This window comes from bacterium, from assembly GCA_024742285.1.
Taxonomy (GTDB): domain Bacteria; phylum Myxococcota_A; class UBA9160; order UBA9160; family UBA4427; genus UBA4427.
Genome location: JANSYR010000014.1, coordinates 160,692 through 182,434, shown reverse-complemented (window position 1 = coordinate 182,434; position 21,743 = coordinate 160,692). Strand labels below are relative to the sequence as shown.

Genomic DNA, 21,743 nt, shown 5'->3' with positions numbered 1-21,743 from the left:
CGACGCCGTCCGGGAGGGAAGCACTCATGACCGAAGAGAACGACCGAACCCCGCCCCGGCAGGATCCGCGCCCGACCCACCACGACCGTCCTCTCGGCTGGGGGAAGTCGCGGGAGATGAACGCGATCGAGGCCATGATGTGGCGCGGCGAAGCGGATCCACGCCTGCGGTCGACGATCACGAGCTTCGGCGTGCTCGACTGCGCACCGGATTGGGATCGTTTCGTCGCCGCCTGCGAGTGGGCCACCCGGATGGCACCTCGCTTCCGGCAGAAGGTCGTCGAGCCCTCTTTCGGGCTCGGGACCCCGCGCTGGGTCACGGATCCCGACTTCGACCTCCACTACCACGTCCGGCGGATCCGTCCGGGCGGCGACGCGACCTGGCGCGACGCCTTCGAGTGCGCGGAGCAGTTCGCGATGACCCCCTTCGATCGGTCGCGGGCGCCCTGGGAGGTCCTGCTGATCGAGGGGCTGCCCGAAGGGCGCGCCGCGATCGTCGTCAAGCTCCACCACTCGACCACCGACGGCATGGGGGCGACGCAGCTCTTCTCCGAGCTCTACTCGAGCCAACGCGAGCACAACCCGGACAAGCCCCAGCCCGCGGCCCCGGCGCCCGAATGGGTGCGCCCCGCGGATCTGCTCCGTCAACAGCTCCGCGACGACGCGGCCTCCAGCGCGGCCGGTCTGTTCCGGGGCGCCGAGAACCTCTTCGGGCTGATGCGCGACCCGGCGGCGCGGGTCAAGGAGGCGCGCGAGCTGATCGAGAGCGCCGGGCGCGTCATGAGCGACGGCGGCGTCGAAGGGTCTCCGCTCCTCAAGGAGCGCAGCATGGCCTGGAAGTTCATCGCGCTCGATCTCCGCTTCGCGGACCTGCGCGCCGCAGCGAAGACCGTCGGCGGCACGCTGAACGATGCGTTCCTGGCGTCGTTGCTCGGCGCCTTCCGTCTCTACCACGCCAAGTTCGGCATGGAGATCGACTCGATCCCGATGGCGATCCCGATCTCGATCCGGAAGGCCGATGATCCCGAGGGCGGAAACCAGTTCACCGGCGCGCGTTTCGCCGGACCGGTCGCCATCCCCGATCCTGCCGAGCGCATGCGCGAGATCGGCGCGATGGTGCGCAACGCCCGGGGCGAGCCGGCGATGGACGCCATGGGACTGATCGCGCCGATCGTGTCGCGTCTGCCGGCGGCGGCGCTCGGCGCGCTCTCCGGAACGCTCACCGCTTCGAACGATCTTCAGGCGAGCAACGTCCCGGGCTTTCGCGAGGACTTCTACGTCGCCGGCGCGAAGCTCGAGCGGGTCTACGGCTTCGGTCCGCTTCCGGGCTGCGCCACGATGATCTCGATGGTGAGCCACGGCCCGCTCTGCTGTGTCGGCGTGAACGTCGACCGGGCGGCGGTGACGGATCCGGAGTTCTTCGCCCAGTGCCTCGTCGACGGTTTCAGCGAGGTCCTCGCCCTGGCCGACGGTGCGGAGGCCCCCGTCCGGCGGATTTGAACCGTCCACGTCCGGCGCCGAGCCCTCCCCTCCGATTGCGTCGTACGACGCGATGGTCCGAGGGCGCGCGCTATGCGACGATCCGGCTCGCCCCACAAGGAAAGGCCGCCGTCGATGAAACTCGCCGCTCTCTCCCTCTCCACCAGTCTGCTCGTCCTCGCGAGCTGCGCCACCCACGATCCGCCGGCTGTCGAACCGAGTGGCGACTTCGACGCTCCGCCGGTTCTCGCACCGAGTGGCGACTTCGACGCTCCGCCGGTTCTCGCACCGAGTGGCGACTTCGACGGGCTCGCCGCGGCGATCGCCGACGAACGGCGCGGCGACGACACGGAGCGGGATCGCTATCGCCACCCCGAGGCCACGCTCCGCTTCTTCGACGTCCAGCCGAACCACACCGTCGCCGAGTACGCCCCGGCCGGCGGCTGGTACATGAAGATCCTCGCTCCCTACGTGGCCTCGGAAGGTCGCTACGTCGGGGTGTCCTTCCGTGGCGAGCAGACGGGCATCGAGCGACTCGAGCAGGCCCTCGCCGGCTGGGACACGGGCTTCCCCGCACAGGTCGAGCAGATGACGGGCGTTCCCGCCGATCGCGTCGCCGCCTACTACACCACCGACATCCCGGAAGACGCCCGAGGAACCGTCGACCGGATCGTGATCCCGCGCATGGTCCACAACCTGCTGCGCTGGAACATCGCCGACGGGGAGCTGCGCGGCCTCCGCACGCTCCTCAAGGACGATGGCCTCGTCGGGATCGTGCAGCACCGCGCGAAGCCCGACTCGCCCTGGGCCTACGGCGACGGCAACAAGGGCTACCTGCGCGAAGCGGACGTGATCGCGCTGATGTCGGTCCACGGCTTCGTGCTCGTCGGAAAGAGCGAGGTCAACGCCAACCCGAACGACACTGCGGACTACGAGAAGGGCGTCTGGACGCTGCCCCCTTCGCTCCGGCTCGGAGACGTCGACCGTGACAAGTACGTTGCGATCGGCGAGAGCGACCGCGCGACCCTTCTCTTCGCGAAGGCGAAATAGGAAGGCGAAGCAGACCCGCTTTCGAGAGAGACCCGATGACCGAGACGACCGAACACGACACGTCCATCGACCACGACGCCTTCGAAGCGAAACAGCGTGCGGGGATCACCGCCTGGGTCGCCGAACACCTCGGCGGCGAGGTCACGGGGGTCGAACGGCTCGCGCGATGGCGCCCGCAGTGGAAGGTCGACTTCACGAAGGACGGCGCGGAGGACGTGGTCTTCGTCCGCGGCAACCGACCGATCGCCGGGGAGGACGACCTCCGCTTCGAGATGGAAGTCATGCAGGTCCTCGAGAAGAACGGGATGCTGGTGCCGCACATCTACGGCTGGATGGACGAGCCCAAGGCCTTCGTGATGGACTGGGTCGACACGGAGGATCGGGCGCCCGGGATGCTCCACACGGCGATCGAAGACCCGACCGTCATGACCGACGACCGCTGGCAGGCGATGCTCGCGTACATGGGTCATCTCGCGAAGATCCACGAGGTCCCCGTCGCCGAGTTCACCCACATCAAGGGGATGAAGGCGCTCGAGACCGCCGAGGAGATCGCCCTCCGCCAGACCGAGCGGATGTATCGGATCGGCCAGTTCACAAAGGGCATCGACTCGAGCCTCGAGTTCCTCCAGCTCTGGCTGCGCCGAAACGTCCCGCAGCACCGGACCGAAGCCCGCTTCCTCGCCGGGGACGCCGGACAGTTCATGTCGCGCGGTCCGGAAGTCCTCGCACTCATGGACTTCGAGATCGCGGCGATCGGCGACACCCACTGGGACCTGGCGTGCTTCCGTGGCCGTCATCCCTACGAGAACATGGGCGACATCCCCGCGCTCTACCGGGAGTACGCGAAGGTGACCGGTCAGGAAGTCGATCTCCCCGTCGTCTCCTACCACACGGTCAACTTCCTCCAGCTCTCCGCGATCGCCGCGACCACGTTCATGAACCCGCAGGCCCGGGGCGCGAACTGGATCGAGGGCGTGCTCGAGTACGCGAGCATCTCCCGCCGCGCCTTCGAGGCGATCGCAGAGCTCCAGGGCTTTCCCCTCGACGACGACCTGCATCTCCCGGAGCCCACCGTGCAGCCCTGGGAGGCGTCGGGCTTCGAGAAGATGCTCGTCGACATCGCCCAGCTCCCGACCTCGAGCGCCTTCCAGGAATGGGAGCGCGACCTGCTCGCGGCGATTCCGAACTTCCTGCGCAACTACTCGCGCTACCGGAGCTGGCACGAAGCGGAGACGATCGCCGACATCGAGCGGCTCACGGGAGGTCGCTTCTCGAGCCCCGGCGATGCCGACGCGGCGCTGATGGCGTTCATCCAGGCGGGCGACCCGGACCGCGACGAGGCGCTGGTGCGCCTGCTCCACCGGAAGGTCCTCCGGCTCTCGATGATCGTCGCCGGAACCGACCCGGACGACGAGAACCCGCTCTTCCACAGGCTGGACCCGATCCTCGCCTGAGACCGGCACGAACCCTGGAGCCCGACCATGATCGAAGGCCGTCCCGAGCAATGGGACCGAATCGCGGACGTGATCGTCGTCGGGAGCGGCGGCGCTGCGCTCACCGCCGCGACGCTCGCCCATGACGGCGGCGCCGAGGTCCTCGTCGTCGAGAAGGCCGATCGGTTCGGCGGCACGACCGGCATCTCGGGCGGCGTCATGTGGATCCCGCAGAACCACCACATGGCCGCAGCCGGCGTCGACGACTCGCGCGAGGACGCGATCGCCTACATCCGCCATCTCGCGAAGGGACGACCCTACGACCCCGATCTGATCGAGACCTGGGTCGACGCCGCACCCGAGGCGCTCCGCTACCTCGAAGCCCACACGCCGGTCGAGATGCAGACCGTGCCGAATTTCCCCGACTACTACTTCCCCTACGAGGTACCGGGCCGACGGCCCGGGGCGCGTTCGGTCGAGCCGGTGCTCTTCGATGCTCCGGGCGAGCTCGGAGAATGGAAGGACCGGCTGAGCAGTCGGGTCGCCGACCCCCATCTCGGGGGCGTGACCACTCTCGGCGAGGACATGTCGGGCCAGGCGCTGCAGATGGGCGACGAGATCGCGCGACGCGAGGCGGCGGACGTACGAGCCAAGGGGGCCGCCCTGATCGGCCGGCTCTTCCGGGGGCTCCTCGATCGCGGCGTCGCGGCACTGTCGTCCACGCCGGCACGGGAGCTGATCTGCGAGGGCGGCGAGGTCATCGGCCTGCGTTGCCAGCAGGACGGGCGCGACGTCCACTTCGGGGCGCGGAGAGGCGTGGTCCTCGCCTGCGGCGGCTTCGAATGGAATCGCGAGCTCGTCCGCGCCTTCATCGGGTACGACTTGATGGCGCTCTCGCCGCCCAACAACACGGGGGACGGGCTCCAGATGGCGATGGAGGCGGGCGCCGCTCTCGGCAACATGAACTCGTACTGGGGGCAGCCGGCGATGGTCGACCCCGAGGACACGCGGGACGGGGTCCCGATCGCGCAGTTCGAGTCGGGCCGCGGCGAGCCCGGGAGTCTGATCGTGAACGGTCACGGCGACCGCTTCGCCAACGAGTCGCTCCCCTACAACGATTTCCCCAAGGCCTTCGGCCGCTTCGACCCGACCGCGGTCGGCTTCCCGAACGAGGCGCCCGGCTGGCAGGTCTTCGATCACGGCGTGAAGTCGCGCCTCACCGTCGTCGGCGTCGGCCCCGACGATCCCGCGCCGGAATGGATGCCGAAGGCGGACGGATTCGGCGCGCTCGCTCGCCAGATGGGCGTCGACCCGGAACGCTTCGAGGCGACGATCGCGCGCTTCAACGAGCATGCCGCGAAGGGCGAGGACCCGGACTTCGATCGCCACCGCGCCGGCATCATGGCGCCCGGCCGCGTCCGTCCCCTCGACCGCCCGCCCTACTACGCGGTCCAGATCCATCCCGCGACCCTCGGCACGAACGGCGGGCCCCGGATCGATCCCGACGGGCGCGTCCGCCGCGCGAGCGGGGGCGTCGTTCCGGGCCTCTATGCCGCCGGCAACACCGCCGCGAACACGTTCGCCTGGGCCTATCCGAGCGGGGGCGGCACGATCGGGAACGGCGTGGTGTTCGGCTATCTCGCGGGACGACACGCGGCCGCGCAGCCCGCGAAGGATCTCCAGACCGGCTGACGCATTCAGTCGATCGGACGATCCCAGTCCTCGGGGTGGTCGAGCTCGGGATCGTGCGGGACCTCGCCGCCACCGCGCTTCAGGAGCGACTTGGCCAGACCGTCGAGCCCGGTCTCGCCCTTCGTCATCGCCCGGCCCGCGATCCGGGCCATCAGTCCCGACTTGAGCTCGCGGAGCTTCTGATCCCAGGCGCTTCGGGTCGTCATGGCCGGCGCCCCCTCAGCCTTCGAGCGTCGTCTTCGACATCCCCGCCGGCGGATCGCAGGCGACGAGCCGGCCCGGGTAGCCGCGGAAGTGCGGGATGCCCTGCTCGTAGTCGATCAGGTCGTCGGTGTCCGCGGTCAGGACCGCGTCCGAGGAGACGAACGCCCCGGCGAGGGCGACGTCTCCACCGCGCGTCTCGGGATACCACCAGCCGTGGGGGACCCGGAGGTGTCCGCGTCGCATCTCTTCCCGAAGGCTGACCTTCGCGTGGACCGCGCCGTGGGCGGTCTCGAGTCGTGCCCAGTCGCCCTCGACGAAACCGTCGCGCAGGGCGTCTTCGGGGTGCAGGAAGAAGCGGGGCGCGGGACAGCGACGGCGCAGGACGCCGACGTTGCGCTGGCCCGTCTGGAAGAAGGGATCCTCGCGTACGCCCGAGAAGACGAGGTACGGGTACTCGGCGCTCGTCGAGGGCGCCGGGCGGTGATAGGGCACGGGGTCGAAGCCCAGGTCCTCGAGGATCGACGACGCGAGCTCGACCTTGCCGGACGGCGTCGCGAAGCCCGTCTTCCGGTACTTGCGGAACGCAGGGACGGGAAAGTCCATGACCGTCGTGGCGCGGAACGCTTCGAAGGTCTTCCCGGACGGCTCGAGTCGGTGGTCGATCACGTCCTCGAGCGTCTGCCAGGGGAAGTGCTCCGCGAGTCCCATTCGATGCGCGAGGTCGGTCCAGAAACGGAAGGTCGAGCTGGCTTCCTCGGGCGGCTTCGCGACCGCTTCGGAGAGGCTCAGCCGGTTGCTCCAGGACCAGCTGTCAGCGACGTGGTTGCGCTCGCTGAAGACGTCGCCGGGCATCACGTAATCCGCCAGCATCGCCGTCGGCGTCATGAAGATCTCGTGGGCGACGATCAGGTCCTGATTCAGCATGCCCTCGTGGATCTGGTGCTGATTGGGATACGAGAGCAGCGCGTTGTTCCCGAGCGCGAAGAACGCCTTCACGGGATAGGGATCGCCCTCGGCCATCGCGCGGAAGAGCTCGCTCGGGTTCGCCATGTGGCAACCCATGACCTGATCCACCCACTCCCGTCCCCACACCTTCTTCATGTAGGGGCGCAGGATCTCGGCCGTCCGGTACGTGTAGACCGGATGCTTCTCGTAGCCGAGCTGCTTGGCGCGCTGCGCAGGCGAGATCGCGTCGTGGAGCTGGAGATCGGCCTCGGTCCGGTAGCCGGGGTGGAGGCCGCCGAGGGTCTCGCCGCCGACCACGTCGAGGTTGCCGGTGATCGCGCGCAGGATCGCCTGGAGGCGGATGCTCGAGGTCGAGTCGATCTGCTGGTCGGTGATCGGCGTCCACGGGATCACGGCGCCGTCCGCCGCCGCGTACATGCGTGCCGCTCGCGCGATCGACTCGGCGTCGACGCCGGTGATCTCGGCCACGCGGGCGAGGGGATACTCGTCGACCCGCTCGCTCAGCTCGTCGAAGCCGACGCACCAATCCCGGACGAAGTCCTTGTCGTAGAGCCCTTCGTCGATGATGACCTTCGTCCAGCCGAGCAGGAGCGCGGCGTCGGTACCGGCCTTGATCTGGAGATGGAGGGTCGCGCGCTCGGCCTGACTCGAGACCCGCGGGTCGACGACGATCGTCTCCGCGCCACGCTTTCGGGCGGACTCGATCTGGTTGAAGATCGGCGTCCAGGAGTGCTTTCGCGGGTTGTGGCCGAGGAGCACGATGCAGCTGGCGTTACCGATGTCCGGGAAGGGGAACCAGCCGTAGGTGAGGCGGTTCACGGCCGCGGTGTTGCCGGCGCAGAGCGACACGCCGGAGGTCCAGTTCGGCGATCCGAGCAGGTTCATGAAGCGACGATCGAGACCGTGGGTCGTCTGCGTGTTCCAGCCGGAGGTCGAGACCGCGAAGGCTTCCGGGCCGTAGGTGTCGACGACGCAGCCGAGTCGCTCGGCGATCTCGTCCATGGCCTGCGCGTAGGAGATCTCCTCCCAGCGATCCTCGCCCCGCTCGCCGACGCGCTTCAGCGGGACCCGGAGGCGATCCGCGTGATCGTGGATGTGGGGTGCGGCGGTTCCCTTGTAACAGATGTTGCGGGCGACGGCGGGTGAGTCGTGCGCCTTGATCCGGACGAGCTTGCCGTCCCGGGACTCGGAGCGGAGCTGGCACCCGATGTCGCAGATGGTGCAGACCGAGTAGCCGGTCTTCGTCTCGGATCCGTCCACGGGCGCGTGGGCTGCGCTCATCGTTCGTCCTCCGGTCGCGCCCGTTCGACGGGGGCGACGTGATCGCGCGACGGCCGCTCGCGGCGGTCGTCGTGTTCGCGCGCGAGCCGCGCCAGGTGTTCGAGGACCGTGGCTTCGTGGGCCACGGGACGGCCGCGATTCGTCGCGCGACCGACCGCCAGACCGATCAGCGTCTCGCGCACCATGAGAAAGAACGCCTGCGCCTCGTCGTCCGGCAGCAGGTCGGACCGGACCTCCGGCTGGACGAGCTTCGAGAAGCGCTCCACGACCGGTCCGATCGCGTCACGTAGCGACGGATCGTTCGCCGCCGCGAGCCACGCCTCGATCACGACCTTGAAGTCGGTCGCGACCACGCGCGCCCACATGTCGTCCACCAGCTCGACGATCGACGTGACCGGCGAGTCGCCGGGCGCAGTCGCCGAGAGGTCCGCGTATCGGCGCTCGAGGGCGGCGGCGAAGAGGTCCGGAAGGCCCTCGAAGTGGTGGACGAAGGCGCCTCGCGTCAGCCCCGCACGTTCGCAGACGGCCACGGACGTGATCCCGGCCCAGCCGCGTTCGACGAGGAGCGCGAGGGTCGCGTCGATCAAGGCGCCGCGCGTTGCGGCGGATCGATCGGCCTGGGTTCGGGGAGCCATGGCGGGAGGCTATCATAATACATACATCGATGTATATAAATTTCGCGAGCCGATCGGATACGCGCGCGAACGCAGGCGGGGCCGCCGACGCGACCGACCCCGGCGGACCGGGCAAGGAGACCTTCGGGGCCTCGCGGAGTACACGACACCGCCAGTCCGGGCACTCCACTGCGCAGATCGCCCCGTGCGCTTCCACTTCGAGAAAACGCGATGCGTGCCCCGTACGGAAGCGACGTTCTTCGACGCATCTCCACCGAATTCGACCGCCGCGGGAGATACAGTCCGACCGATGGACGGCGACCCACTCCACGAGCTCGCCGATCGTCCGATCCGGGACCTTCTCCCGGGCGACGAGACGAGCTGACCCGTCGCACCGCGTCAGGGTGGGTCCCGGTCCAGCCTCGACACCCCCCGCACGGCCGAGAAAGAGGCCCGTCGACCATGTCCCCCTGCCCGGCTCGTCCTCCCAGCGTCGTCGCCTCCTTCCGCCTCGCGGTGCACGCGACGCTCGTCCTCCTCGCCGCGACGCTGCTGCTCGCGACGCCGCAGGCGCTTGCGCAATCCGTCTGTTCCCCCGAGACGCGAATTCCCTTCGCCGGGCACAGCTTCCCCCTCGACGGCGCGTTGGTCGAAGAGGACCTCGTCTTCTCGGGCTCGTTCCCGCTCTGGAACGGCGCGGGGACGCAGCGACTCGACTTCGTCGCCGCCCCGCCCGACGGCACGAACCGCCTCTTCCTCCTCGGTCACTTCGGCACGCTCTGGTCGATCCCGAATCAGCCGGACGTGACCGTCTCCGACCTCTCGACGGTGCTCGAGATCGCCGAACGCATCGACAGCTCGGACACCGAGGAGGGCCTGCTCGGGCTCGCGTTCCATCCCGACTTCGCGGAGAACGGCCTGTTCTTCGTCCACTACACCGCGGAGTCTCCGACCTGCGACCAGTCTGCCCGCTGCGCACGAATCGTCCGCTACCAGATCGACCCCACGAACCCCGATCGTGCCCTGCCCGAGTCCGCCTACGTCGTCCTCGAGATCCCTCGGCCCGGCTCGGACCAGTTCCACAACGGCGGCATGCTCGCCTTCGGTCCGGATGGCTACCTCTACGTCTCGACCGGCGACGTCGGCCAGCGCGAGCTCTCGAGAGACCCGAACGTGCTGAACGGCAAGCTCCTCCGGATCGACGTCGACTCGGGCAGCGAGTTCTCTCCGGGAATCCCCGCCGACAACCCCTTCGGCAATCCCGTCTGGTTCATCGGCTTCCGCAACCCCTGGCGCTTCTCGTTCGATCTCGAGGGGGGCGGCGACCTCTGGATCGGCGACGTCGGCGGCGTAGAGGTCGAAGAGGTCAACCGGGTCCCGGCCGGTACGCCGGGCGGACGCGACTTCGGCTGGCCGGACTGCGAGGGGACGCGCGAGGTGACGCCCGGCGGATGCGACGGCGAGCAGCATCGTCCCGACCTCGAGTACGTCACGCGCGACGTCGGCTTCGCCGTCGTCGGCGGCTACGTCTATCGCGGAACGATCGCTTCGCTCCAGGGCCAGTACGTGTTCGGCGACTTCTCGGGCAAGGTGTTCGCCTGGGATCGCACGACCCGGGATCCGGGAACGGGTCTCGGCGTGTACGAGGAGCTCTTCGACGTCGGCGGGATCTCCTCGTTCGGCGAGGACGAATCCGGCGAGCTCCTCTTCTGGAACTACTACAACTCGATCATCGGGACGGCCGCCGCTTCCGATCCCACGATGATCGGCGACTACCCACAGACACTCTCCGAGACCGGGCTCTTCAGCGACGTCGGCTCGCTCACGCCCGCGCCGGGCCTGATCGAATACGAAGTGAACACGCCCCTCTGGAGCGACGGCGCAGCGAAGATCCGCTGGATGGCGCTGCCCGGAACCGAGCGCATCCAGTTCGATCCCGATGCGCCCTGGACCTTCCCGGTCGGGACCGTCTTCGTGAAGCACTTCGAGCTCGAGCAGCCGGGCACGACGCCGCGTCGACTCGAGACGCGGATCATGCTCCGCCAGAACGACGGCTGGATCGGTTTCACCTACCGCTGGAATGCGAGCGGCACCGAAGCGAGCCTGCTCGTGGACGAGGTGCGGGAGGAGATCTCGCTGGCCGGCGGCGGATCGCAGACGTGGATCCATCCGTCCCCGTCGAATTGCCTCGAATGCCACTCGGCGCCGGCAGGACGCGTTCTCGGCGTCCGCACCGTCCAGCTGAACGGCCCCCTCGATCACGAGGGCGTCCCGGCCAACCAGCTCGAGACGTGGAACTGCCTCGGTCTCTTCGATACGGACCTCGGGCAGGCGGCCTTCTACGACCGCCTCGCCGCGATCCACGACGCCTCGGCCTCGATCGCGACCCGTGCGCGGGACTACCTCGACGTGAATTGCGCCACGTGCCATCAGCCCGGGATCGGTACGACAAGCATGAATCTCCGACGGGACCTCCTCCTGGCGGACATGAACCTGATCGATCGGACGCCGATTCGAAACGACCTCGGCCTCCCATCGCCCTTCCTGGTCGAGCCGGGTGACCACACGAACAGTGTCCTCTCGCTCCGTGTCGGGTCGACCGACGAGACGATCCGGATGGCGCGAGGCACGCTCGCCGTCGACGACGACGCGGACGCCCTGCTCGTCAGCTGGATCGACGACGTGCTCTTCGATTCGAGCGGGGGCGTCACGCGGCTGGACTCGGACGAGGACGGGATCGGCGACGCGGTCGATCTCTGCCCGTCGATCCCGGACCCCGGCCAGGAGAACGCAGACGGCGACGCGCTCGGCGACGTCTGCGACCCGGATCAGCAGCCCGACCTGCTCCCCGCGCTCACGGCGCCGGCGCAGGTGGAGCTCGGGGCGCCCCTCGCGCTCACGACCCGCGTGTCCAACGCGGGCGTGCTCGACGCCGGCCCGTCACAGGTCCGCTTCCACCTCTCGGCGGATGCGGTGCTCGACGCGGAGGACACGACGCTGGCCGAGTGCTTCGTCGACGCGATCGGGAATGCCGGGAGCGATGACTGCACGCCGCAGAACGCGGCCGTTCCGAGCGAGGTCGACGGCGCACCCGGCGAATTCCACTTCATCACCTGCGCCGACTCGCTCGATCTCGTGCGCGAAGGCGACGAGTCGAACAACTGCGTGGCGGAAGTCGTGATGATCCCGGAGCCCGGGGCGCTGGCGGCCGGTGCGGTCGCCGTCGTCACGACGCTCCTCACGGTCGGCCTGCGGCGACGCGGAGAATCTGCCTCGTCGATCGGCGATTGAGCCGACTCGGCCCACGCTCCCCGCTCAGCCCGGATCCGGCAGGCGATCGCTCACAACGCGCCTCTTCGAAGTCGAAGCCCTCGTACCCCTTCGAGGCCACGTCCGCGAGACGCATGTAGTAGATCCCGCCGCCCAGGTAGGCGGAGAAGTACCGGGGCTTGCCTTCGACGTTCGCGCCGGTCCACCAGGAGTCGGTCTTGGGGAAGAGCGTGGCGTTCGCGATCCCCTGGACCTCGTTGCCCCAGGCCTCTTCGCTCTCCGGCTTGGGCTCCGCGGCGCCGAGGCCGTGCTTCTCCTGATGGCGGATGAACTCGCCGATCCAGCCCATCTGCCGCTCGGCGCCGAGGGGCATGTTGTAGAAGACGCCGGGGGAGCCGGGGCCGTGGATCATGAACAGGTTCGGGAAGTCCTTGACGACCATACCCAGGTAGTTGTGGAAGCGTTCGGTCCACCGCTCCTTCAGGGGGACGCCGCCGCGGCCCTTCGGGTTGAGCTTGAGCAGAGTGCCGCTGATCGCGTCGAAGCCCGTCGCGAGGACGAGCATGTCGATCGGGTGCTCGCCGCTCGCGGCGGTCACGACGCTGTTCTCGGTGAAGCGCTCGATCGGGTCCTCGCGCAGGTCGACGAGATCGACGTTGTCCCTGTTGTACGCCTGCCAGTACCCGTCCTCGAGGATCGGCCGCTTGGTCATCACGTAGTGGTCGGGCATCAGCTTCTCGGCCGTCTCGGGATCCTTCACGATCTCCCGGATCTTCCCGCGCACGAAGTTCGAGAGCGAAGCGTTGGCCTCTTCGCTCGTCGCGACGTCGTTGTATCCGTTCAGGAAGAAGTGGAAGCTGCCGATCTTCCAGAGCTTCTCGAAGTGGGCCTGGCGCTCTTCCTCGGTGTAGTCGAGGGCCGCACGCTCGTTGCCCTCGTGCGGGAAGCCGCCGGGATGCGCGACCATCATGGCCTTCGTCTCTTCCCAGGCCTTGCGCGCATTCGCGCGATCCTCGTCCGTCAGCGGACGATTGCCGGCCGGGAAGGCGAACTGCGCCGTCCGCTGGAGCACGGTCACGTGGTCCGCGGTCTTCGCGATCTCCGGGATCGCCTGGATGCCGGATGATCCGGTCCCCATCACCGCGACGCGCTTCCCCTCGAAGGAGACGTCTTCGTGGGGCCACTTGCCGGTGTGGTAGATCTCGCCGGTGAAGGAGTCGATGCCCTCGTAGTTGGGCATGTTCGTCGTCGAGAGCGCGCCGCTCGCACAGATCAGAAAGCGTCCGGAAGCACGCTCTCCGCGACTCGTCTCGATCGTCCAGCGCTGGGTCGCTTCGTCGTAGCGCGCGTCTTCGACCCAGGTCTCGAACCGGATGTCGCGACGGAGATCGAACTTGCTCGCGACGTGGTCGATGTACTCGAGCACGTCGGAGCCTTCGGACTGGGTCTCCTTCCAGTCCCACTCTTCCATCAGCTCGTCGGAGAACGTGTAGCAGTAGTAGGGGCTACCGGGGCCGTCGACGCGCGCACCCGGGTAGCAGTTGTACCACCAGGTCCCGCCCACGTCCTTGGCGCCGTCGTAGGCCCGCACGGAGAGCCCCATCTCGCGGAAGTGGTGGACCGCGTAGAGCCCGCTGACTCCGGCGCCGATGATCAGGACGTCGAACTCCTCGACCGAATCGTTGCTTCCGTTTCCGCTGGCCATGCTTCACTCCTGCACATTCGTTTTCTGGAGCCGGACGGCGACCTCTGATCGACGTCGGTTCGGGTCGCCCGGCGGACGGTCGAGGATACCAGCGCGGCCGAGCCTCGACATGCACCGCCTAGAGGCATTCCGCCTCGCCTCCAGCCGGCCACGAGACGGGCTCGGCGCACGCGCGGACGCCCCGAATCCGGTTTCGCACCGCGAGCCGGTCGACGAAGGGCTTCGATGCCCGGAACCGACGCGCCGGTCGCCGGACTCGCCTAGGCCAGGTCGAACTCGCGGTAGCCCGCCTCGGCGATCGCCGTCACCAGCTTCCGGTATCGAGGCGCGCCGCCGAAGTAGGCGATGTAGTGGAACGATCCGGCGCCGTGCCCTTCCACGTTCGAGTTGTAGCCCCCGAACCAGCCCTTGCTGTTGCGAACGAGCATCCGCTCGTAGGACGCGACGACCTCCTCGTGCCAGGCCTTCTCGATCTCTCGCCGCGACTCGACCCGGGTGAGCCCCTCGCGTTCCATGTATTCGACGAGCCCGGTCACCCAGTCGACGCCGTCCTCGATCGCGCGCGGGAAATTCGTCGACCCCGAGACGCTCTGGGGCCCCGCGACCATGAGCAGGTTCGGGAAGCCGTGGGTCAAGAACCCGTACGACGTCGTCGGCCCCTCGCTCCACACGTCCTGGAGGCGCACGCCACCGACTCCCTGGATCTCGATCTTGTCGAAGGAGCCGACGACGACGTTGAACCCCGTCGCCAGAACGATCAGATCGAGGTCGTAGTGCTCGGCCGCCGTCTGGATCCCCGTGCGCGTGAAGCGTTCGATCGGCGCCTCGGAGAGATCGACCAGGTGGACGTTGTCGCGGTTGTATGCCTCGAAATAGTTCGTCTCGAGAGGCAGCCGCTGGATACCGAAGCCGTGGTCCTTGGGAATCAGCTTCTCGGCGACCTCGGGATCGTCGACGCGCTCGCGGATCCGATCGGCGATGTAGTCGGACATCTCCTTGTTGGCTTCCTCCTCGAGGAAGACCTCGGCGAAGTTGCCCGCCAGGAGCGCGAAGCCGGGCGTGTCGTAGAGCTCGTCCCAATGGGCCCGACGCTCCTCCGGCGTCAGGTTGTGGAACCCGCGCCGATCCGGGAGATGGACGAAGCCCCCGACCGTCTTCTTGCAGTTCGCGAAGATCTCGTCGTAGCTGGCGCGGATCTCCGCCATCTCCTCCTCGGAGATCGGCGAATTGCCGAGCGGCGCGCTCCAGTTCGGGCGCCGCTGGAAGACGAAGAGCTCGTCGACCTTGTCCGCGATCTCGGCGATCACCTGGATCCCGGTCGCCCCGGTCCCGATCACGCCGACACGGCGTCCTGCGAGCGGAACCTCCTCCTTCGGCCAGTAGTAGGTATGGAAGGCGTCGCCCGCGTAGTCGTCCATCCCGGCGTAGCGAGGCGGGGTCGGGGCCGACAGGGGGCCGAGGGCGGTGATCACGAAACGCGCCGTAAAGGCCTCGCCGTCGTCGAGATCGATCCGCCAGGTGCGAGCGTCGTCGTCCCAGGTCATCGTGGTGACGCGCGCGCCGAAGCGCATGTGCCGACGCAGATCGAACTTGTCCGCGACGAAGTTCAGGTAGCGGAGATTCTCCGGCTGGGGGGAGAACCGCTCCTTCCAGTGCCACTCGTCCAGCAGCTCCTTCGAGAAGGAGTAGCCGTAGCTGTAGCTCTCTGAATCGAAGCGGCAGCCGGGGTAGCGATTGCGGTACCAGGTCCCGCCGAGGTCGTCGTCCGCCTCGAGCAGGATCGCATCGAGCCCGAGATCGGTCAGGCGCTTGATCTGGTAGATGCCGGAGACGCCGGCGCCGATCACGATGGCTTCGTGGTGCTTCGGTTCGCTCATGACGACGCGATCGTCGCGCATTCGACGGACGTTCGCTCCGAAGCGCAGGGACGCCCGGTCAGGGCGCCCTCGGCGCCCGGATGGCGGGAACCGTCGAGACAGCGATACTCGCGGACCGCCTCCCATTGATGGAATTCCGATGACCGAAACGAAACGATCCGCCCTCCCCGCCCATCCCGACGACCTGACGCCCGCCTGGCTGAGCGGGATCCTCGACGCCCCCGTGGCGTCGGTCGAGCTCCTCGACCACGCGTTCTCGACCAATCAACGCGCACGCATCGGCCTCACCTACGAGCAGGACGGCGCGGGACCGGCGTCGCTCTTCGTGAAGCTCGCCCCGCTCGACGAGGGACACCGCGCGATGATCGGCGCCATCGGAATGGGCGAGCGCGAAGCACAGTTCTTCGCGGACGTCTCGGGAACGATCGACCTGCGTGTCCCCCGCTGCTACTTCGCCGGCGCGGAAGGCGACGACTTCGCGCTCCTGCTCGAAGATCTCACGACGAGCGGCTGCCGCTTCTCGCAGGGGGAATGGGGGATCCCCGCAGACGCCGCGGCGAAGGCCCTGGAAGAGCTGGCCCGATTCCACGCGCGCTTCGAGCGCGACGCCGCGCGCGACGAGGTCGCCCCCTGGCTGCGGCAGCCCGACCGCACCCCCGGAAGCGAAGCGACCTCCGGCCTGATGCGCTTCGTCCTCGACCAGAACGCAGAGGCGCTCCCGGAGACCTACAAGGCGATCGGCGAGCTGTACGTGGAGCATCACGCCGCCTTCCACGCGCTCTGGGACGTGGGCCCGCGGACCTACATCCACGGCGACCTCCACGTCGGCAACGTCTTCCTCGACGACGACCGGGTCGGCTTCCTCGACTGGGGCCTCTCGAAGACGAGCACGCACCTCCGGGACGTGAGCTACTTCCTGACGATGAGTGTCGACATCGAGGCGCGGCGCAAGAACGAGCGCGCCCTGCTCCAGACCTACCTGGACGCGCTCCGCGCCGCGGGCGGCGTCGAGGTGTCGATCGACGATGCCTGGCGTGCCCATCGGCTGCAGGCGTCCTACACCGTCATCGCGACCTTCCTCGCCTTCATGCCCAGCTACGCGAGCGGCGACGGCATGGACCTCGCCGAAGGATTGCTCCGTCGCGCCAACGCGGCGATCGAGGATCTCGAGGTGCTCGAGGCGCTGCGGGCCGCCCTCTAGGACGGACCGTCCGGGGACCCGCGGAATTCGCTACTCAGTTCGGCGACGCCGCCCGCGGCTCGGCCACGCGGTGCGGACCCGGAAGGAGCCCCCATGCGCACCGACCTCTGCGAGAAGCTCGGCATCGAGTTCCCCATCTTTGCCTTCACCCATTGCCGCGACGTCGTCGCCGCGGTCTCGAACGCCGGCGGCTTCGGCGTGCTCGGCGCCGTCGGCTTTACGCCCGAGCAGCTCGAGATCGAATGCAAGTGAATCGACGAGCACGTCGGCGACGGCATCACCTATGGCGTCGACCTGGTGATCCCCCAGAAATACGAGGGCATCGGCGAGCTCGACGCCGAGAAGCTCGAGGCCCAGCTCCGCGCCGCGATCCCCGATCAGCACCGCGAGTTTGCCGCCAAGCTCCTCGCCGACCACGGCATCCCCGAGATCCCGGAAGAAGAGAAGCACCACGAGCTGCTCGGCATGAGCCTCGCCACGGCCACCCCCCAGCTCGACGTCGCGCTCCAGCACGAGAAGGTCGCGATGATCGCGAACGCCCTCGGGACGCCCCCGCCCGAGGTCGTCACCCGCGTGAAGGCGTCCGGCCGGGTGATCGGGGCGCTCTGCGGCAAGGTCCACCAGGCCGTGCAGCACAAGGCCTCCGGCCTCGACTTCATCATCGCTCAGGGCACGGAAGGGGGAGGCCACACCGGGGAGATCGGCAGCATGGTCCTCTGGCCCCAGATCATCCAGGCGGTCGCGCCCCTCCCGGTCCTCGCCGCAGGCGGAATCGCGACGGGCCAGCAGATGGCCGCCGCCCTCGCGATGGGCGCGCAGGGCGTCTGGACGGGATCGATCTGGCTGACGGTCCAGGAAGCCGAGGCGTCCCCGGCGCAGATGGCTTCGTACCTCAACGCAACGAGCCAGGACACGGTCCGCTCGCGCTCGTTCACGGGCAAGCCGTGCCGAATGCTGAAGAACGACTGGACGGAGGCCTGGGCCGCGGACGACACCCCGGACCCCCTCGGCATGCCGCTCCAGAACATGGTGACGATGGACTGCATCACCCGGACCAGCCGCTACGCGACTTCGCCCCAATCCCAGGAGGTCGCCTTCAACCCGGTCGGCCAGGTGGTCGGCATGATGAACGAGGTGCAGTCGTCCCGGGAAGTGATCGAGGAACTCGTCACCGGCTACCTGGAAGCGATCGAACATCTCAACACGCTCCAGGCGCGCGCCGAGGGTTGATCGCCGCATAGCGGGCGCTCTCGAATCCGCCATCCCGGGCCTTCACCAGGGGGCGGACGCGCGCCGAAACCGATCTACCATCCTGTCCGTGTTCCGGGCGCGTCGTCGAGCGTTCCGGAACGTCCACCACGAGGTTTCCGAGACGCGCCATGACGACCGCCCAGCCCGACTCCAGCACGAACGTTCCGCCCTTCCCGCCCGAGCGCATCGCGAACGCGAGCAGCTATCCCGAACGGACGAAGCTCGTCGCCCAGAACTGGGCCTACGCCTCACCCAATCGCCCATCCGTCATGGCGCTCTACTGGATCAAATACCTCTGCGTGCTGATCCCGATCTGGGCCTTCTGGTGCACGTTCAACGCGGGCTACACGAGCTTCTTCGACGTCGGTAGCTGGGCGATGACCGGCGAGGCCTTCAAGAAGGCCATGGTCTGGTCCATGTGCTGGGAGCTCTTCGGCTTCGGCTGTGGCTGGGGCCCGATGAACGCACGCTTCGACAAGTGGTACGGCGGCTACCGCCACTTCGCGCGGACGGGCACGATCAAGCTCCCGCTCTTTCCGGGCGTTCCGCTGATCGGAGGGAATACCCGCAACTGGCTCGACGTGAGCCTCTACTCCCTGAACCAGATCCTGCTGCTCTGGGCGCTGATCCAGCCGGAGATGACGCCGGCCCATCTGCTGCCCTGCTTCGTCCTAGTCATCGTGAACGGGATCCTCGACAAGACGCTCTACCTCATGGCCCGCTCGGAGCACTACCTCGTCGTGATCGGCGCGGTCATCTTCGCCTTCGACGACGAGCTCTGGGTCTCCGGCGCGAAGCTCACCTGGTCGTTCATCTGGATCTGGGCCGCCGTGTCCAAGTGGAACATGCACTTCCCCTCCGTGATCATGGTCATGATGAATAACGGCCCCTTCTTCCCGAAGGCGCTCAAGAAGAACCTCTTCGCGAACTATCCCGACGACATCACGCCCTCGCGCTTCGCCCATTTCATGGCCGCCTTCGGTCATTTGTCCGAGTTCGCGATTCCCTTCATCCTCTTCGCCGGCCTCGCGACGGGCAACGACTTGATCCTGCTCGGCGGCTGCATCCTCTTCACGGGCTTCCACGGCTTCATCGGCCTCAACAACCCCGCCGGCATGCCCGTCGAGTGGAACATCCTGATGATCTACGGCGGTTGGAACCTCTTCTGGTTCCACCCGACGGACTCGATCTTCGAGATGACGCAGGCCCCGGTCGTGCTCGCGGTGATGCTCTTCTCGCTCGTCGTGATCCCGACGCTCGGCAACTTCTTCCCGTCGCGGCTCTCGTTCCTCCTGTCCATGCGGTACTACGCGGGGAACTGGGCCTACAACGTCTGGCTCTTCAAGAAGGACAGCAACTACCGGGAGAAGATCGCGAAGATCAAGAAGCCGTCGACGACGGTCCTCGAGCAGCTCGAGGAGATGATCGAGGACCCGACCGAGCTCGCCGCGGCCAAGGCCTCGATGAGCGCGAACCGGCAGCTCCATCTGCAGGGACGTCCCCTTCTCGAGGCCCTGTCGGCGGCCGTCGGTCAGGACATCGACGACTACGAGTTCCAGGAAGGCGAGACCTTCGGCGGGACCATCCTGGGCTGGAACTTCGGTGACGGGCACCTGAACGGCTACGAGCTGCTCGAGAAGATGCAGCCCATCTGTGGCTTCGAGAAGGGCGAGCTCAAGCTCATCTCCGTCGAGTCACAGCCGCTCTTCAACCCGACGATGCACTGGCGGGTCTATTGCCCCGTCGAGGGCAAGATCGCCGAGGGCATCACCAACCTGAAGGACTACAAGCTGAACCAGCCGTGGCCCGAGGGTGAGATCGCCGCAGCGCTCACTCGCGGATAGAACCGCCCGAGCGGCTGCGCGCGCCAGCGAGGTGCGAACGTGACGGAGCCGGATCGATCGTTCGGAGGAGAGGATCCCGAAGCGCTCGAGGCGAAGTACAGCCTCGAGCGCGATCGCCGGACCGGTGTGGACCGCTCCGCGATCCACGACCTCCAGCACGACGACCGCTTCGCCCGCTATCGCCGCGACCCCTTCACGCCCTTCGAGGAGCGCGAAGCCGTCACCCGGCGGGTCGACGTGGCGATCGTCGGCGCGGGCATGGCCGGGATCGTGGTCGCCGCGAGGCTTCGGGAACAGGGCTTCGAGGATCTCTGCCTGCTCGACGAAGCGGGGGGCTTCGGCGGGACCTGGTACTGGAACCGCTACCCGGGCGTGATGTGCGACATCGAGTCGTACATCTACATGCCGATGCTCGAGGAGATGGGGACGGTCCCGACGACCCGGTACGCCTTCGGCGAAGAGATCCGGGAGCATTTCGAGGCGATCGCCGAGCGCTACGCGCTCGGCCCCGATGCGCTCTTCCACACCCGGGTCCTTCGGAGCGAGTGGGACGAGCCCGACGCGCACTGGGTGATCACGACGGACCGCGGCGACACGATCCGCGCCCGCTTCGTGATCATGGCCGTCGGGATCCTCAACCTGATGAAGCTGCCCGTGATTCCCGGCATGGACGACTTCGAGGGCCGCGCCTTCCACACCGCGCGCTGGGACTTCGACTACACCGGCGGCTCCCCGGACGACTGGAGCGCGCTCCCGGGACTTCGGGGCAAGCGGGTCGCGGTGGTCGGGACCGGATCGAGCGGTATCCAGTGCATCCCGCCCCTCGCCGAATCCGCCGAAGAGTTGCTCGTCTTCCAACGCACGCCCTCGGCGATCGGCGTGCGGGACAATCGGCCGACCGACCCGGACTTCGCCGCCTCGCTCGCGCCGGGGTGGCAGGCGGAACGGATGGACAACTTCGCGAAGATCATGCTCGCGCTGCCGACCGAAGAGGATCTCGTCGACGACGGCTGGACCCACCACTACGCCCCGCTGCTCAGCCCGCGAATCGACCCCACGCTCCCGCCCGGGGAGATCGTGGGTCGAATCGCCGCGGCGGATCACGCCGTCATGGACGCCCACCGCGACCGCGTCGACGCCTTCGTCTCGGATCCCGAGAAGGCCGAGGCGATGAAGCCCTACTACCGCTACATGTGCAAGCGGCCCTGCTTCCACGACGAGTACCTGCCCGCGATGGACCGGGAGAACGTGACCCTGGTCGACTGCCCGGCCGGCATCGAACGGATCACACCGACCGGCCTCGTCGCGAATGGGACCGCCTACGACGTGGACTGCATCGTCTACGCGACGGGCTTCGAAGGCGAGGCCACGCCCTTCCATCGTCGCGCCGGCCACCCGATCGTCGGCCGCGACGGCCTCGACATCGAGACGAAATGGAAGGGCGGCGTGCAGTCCCTCCACGGTCTCATGACCCGCGGCTTCCCGAACTTCTTCACGATGCCGGCCCCGTACCAGCAGGCCGTCGTGACGGTCACCCACACCCACGTCACCGTGGAAGGCGCCGACCACCTCGCCCGCACGATCCGCGCGATGGTCGACGCGGGCATTCGCTGCTTCGACGTCCGGGAAGACGCCGAGGCCGCCTGGACCGAGGGAATCGTCGCCTGCGCCGTCGACCGAGGCGCCTTCGACGCCGCCTGCACGCCCTCGCGCTTCAACTTCGAGGGCGACCCGAGTCAGGCGAACCCGCGGAACGGTTCCTACGGCGGCCGCGCCGGGGATCTCTTCGGTTACCGTGTGCTCCTCGCGGAGTGGCGCGAGAAGGGCGGATTCGAGGGGCTCGAGCTCGACTACGCGCTTGGCGAAGACTGACCCCG

Annotated in this window: 13 protein-coding genes and 1 pseudogene; 9 read left to right on the top strand and 5 right to left on the bottom strand. The window is 68.0% G+C overall.

Features of this window, described 5'->3' with window-relative positions:
• The first annotated feature begins 26 nt into the window (after positions 1-26).
• The 4 genes from NXI30_22755 to NXI30_22740 all read left to right on the top strand — a co-directional run bounded on the left by NXI30_22755 (position 27) and on the right by NXI30_22740 (position 5,653).
• Positions 27-1,499, top strand: coding sequence for a WS/DGAT domain-containing protein (locus NXI30_22755; GenBank protein MCR9097051.1), 1,473 nt, complete (start codon positions 27-29; stop codon positions 1,497-1,499).
• Between the two features lie 114 nt (positions 1,500-1,613).
• Positions 1,614-2,528 (top strand): methyltransferase, encoded by a 915-nt coding sequence (locus NXI30_22750; GenBank protein MCR9097050.1) that lies wholly within the window; start codon positions 1,614-1,616, stop codon positions 2,526-2,528.
• Between the two features lie 35 nt (positions 2,529-2,563).
• A complete protein-coding gene (locus NXI30_22745; GenBank protein ID MCR9097049.1) occupies positions 2,564-3,982 on the top strand; it encodes a hypothetical protein in 1,419 nt (472 codons plus the stop codon).
• 27 nt (positions 3,983-4,009) lie between these two features.
• Positions 4,010-5,653, top strand: a complete 1,644-nt coding sequence (locus tag NXI30_22740; GenBank protein ID MCR9097048.1) for an FAD-dependent oxidoreductase — start codon at positions 4,010-4,012, stop codon at positions 5,651-5,653.
• Between the two features lie 5 nt (positions 5,654-5,658).
• Here the strand turns inward: NXI30_22740 and NXI30_22735 are convergent, their stop codons facing one another.
• Genes NXI30_22735 through NXI30_22725 form a run of 3 tightly spaced genes read right to left on the bottom strand, consistent with a single transcriptional unit; the run spans position 5,659 to position 8,739 of the window.
• A complete protein-coding gene (locus tag NXI30_22735) occupies positions 5,659-5,859 on the bottom strand; it encodes a hypothetical protein (protein ID MCR9097047.1) in 201 nt (66 codons plus the stop codon).
• Between the two features lie 13 nt (positions 5,860-5,872).
• On the bottom strand, positions 5,873-8,104 hold the full coding sequence (locus tag NXI30_22730; protein MCR9097046.1) for a molybdopterin-dependent oxidoreductase: 2,232 nt from the start codon (positions 8,102-8,104) through the stop codon (positions 5,873-5,875).
• Entirely contained in the window at positions 8,101-8,739 is a 639-nt protein-coding gene (locus tag NXI30_22725; protein ID MCR9097045.1) for a TetR/AcrR family transcriptional regulator, read from the bottom strand. The genes NXI30_22730 and NXI30_22725 overlap by 4 nt, the downstream gene beginning before the upstream one ends.
• 441 nt (positions 8,740-9,180) lie before the next feature.
• On the opposite strand from NXI30_22725, the gene NXI30_22720 reads away from it, so the two are divergent.
• Positions 9,181-12,009 carry a PQQ-dependent sugar dehydrogenase gene (locus NXI30_22720; GenBank protein MCR9097044.1) on the top strand — a complete coding sequence of 943 codons (2,829 nt, stop codon included), beginning with the start codon at positions 9,181-9,183 and terminating at the stop codon, positions 12,007-12,009.
• Here NXI30_22720 and NXI30_22715 read toward each other — a convergent pair.
• Both NXI30_22715 and NXI30_22710 read right to left on the bottom strand, forming a co-directional pair.
• A complete protein-coding gene (locus NXI30_22715; GenBank protein ID MCR9097043.1) occupies positions 11,957-13,693 on the bottom strand; it encodes an NAD(P)/FAD-dependent oxidoreductase in 1,737 nt (578 codons plus the stop codon). The two genes, NXI30_22720 and NXI30_22715, sit on opposite strands and share 53 nt — an antisense overlap.
• 260 nt (positions 13,694-13,953) lie before the next feature.
• Positions 13,954-15,570, bottom strand: coding sequence for an NAD(P)/FAD-dependent oxidoreductase (locus tag NXI30_22710; GenBank protein ID MCR9097042.1), 1,617 nt, complete (start codon positions 15,568-15,570; stop codon positions 13,954-13,956).
• Between the two features lie 139 nt (positions 15,571-15,709).
• Here NXI30_22710 and NXI30_22705 point away from each other — a divergent pair, with 139 nt between their 5' ends.
• The 4 genes and pseudogenes from NXI30_22705 (at position 15,710) to NXI30_22690 (ending at position 21,738) form a co-directional block, all read left to right on the top strand.
• Positions 15,710-16,771, top strand: coding sequence for an ecdysteroid 22-kinase family protein (locus tag NXI30_22705; protein MCR9097041.1), 1,062 nt, complete (start codon positions 15,710-15,712; stop codon positions 16,769-16,771).
• A 93-nt stretch (positions 16,772-16,864) separates the two neighbouring features.
• Positions 16,865-18,001 (top strand): annotated as a pseudogene (locus NXI30_22700) (nitronate monooxygenase family protein).
• 149 nt (positions 18,002-18,150) lie between these two features.
• Positions 18,151-19,866, top strand: coding sequence for a DUF3556 domain-containing protein (locus NXI30_22695; protein ID MCR9097040.1), 1,716 nt, complete (start codon positions 18,151-18,153; stop codon positions 19,864-19,866).
• Between the two features lie 39 nt (positions 19,867-19,905).
• Positions 19,906-21,738, top strand: a complete 1,833-nt coding sequence (locus NXI30_22690) for an NAD(P)/FAD-dependent oxidoreductase (protein MCR9097039.1) — start codon at positions 19,906-19,908, stop codon at positions 21,736-21,738.
• The last annotated feature ends 5 nt before the right edge of the window (positions 21,739-21,743 follow it).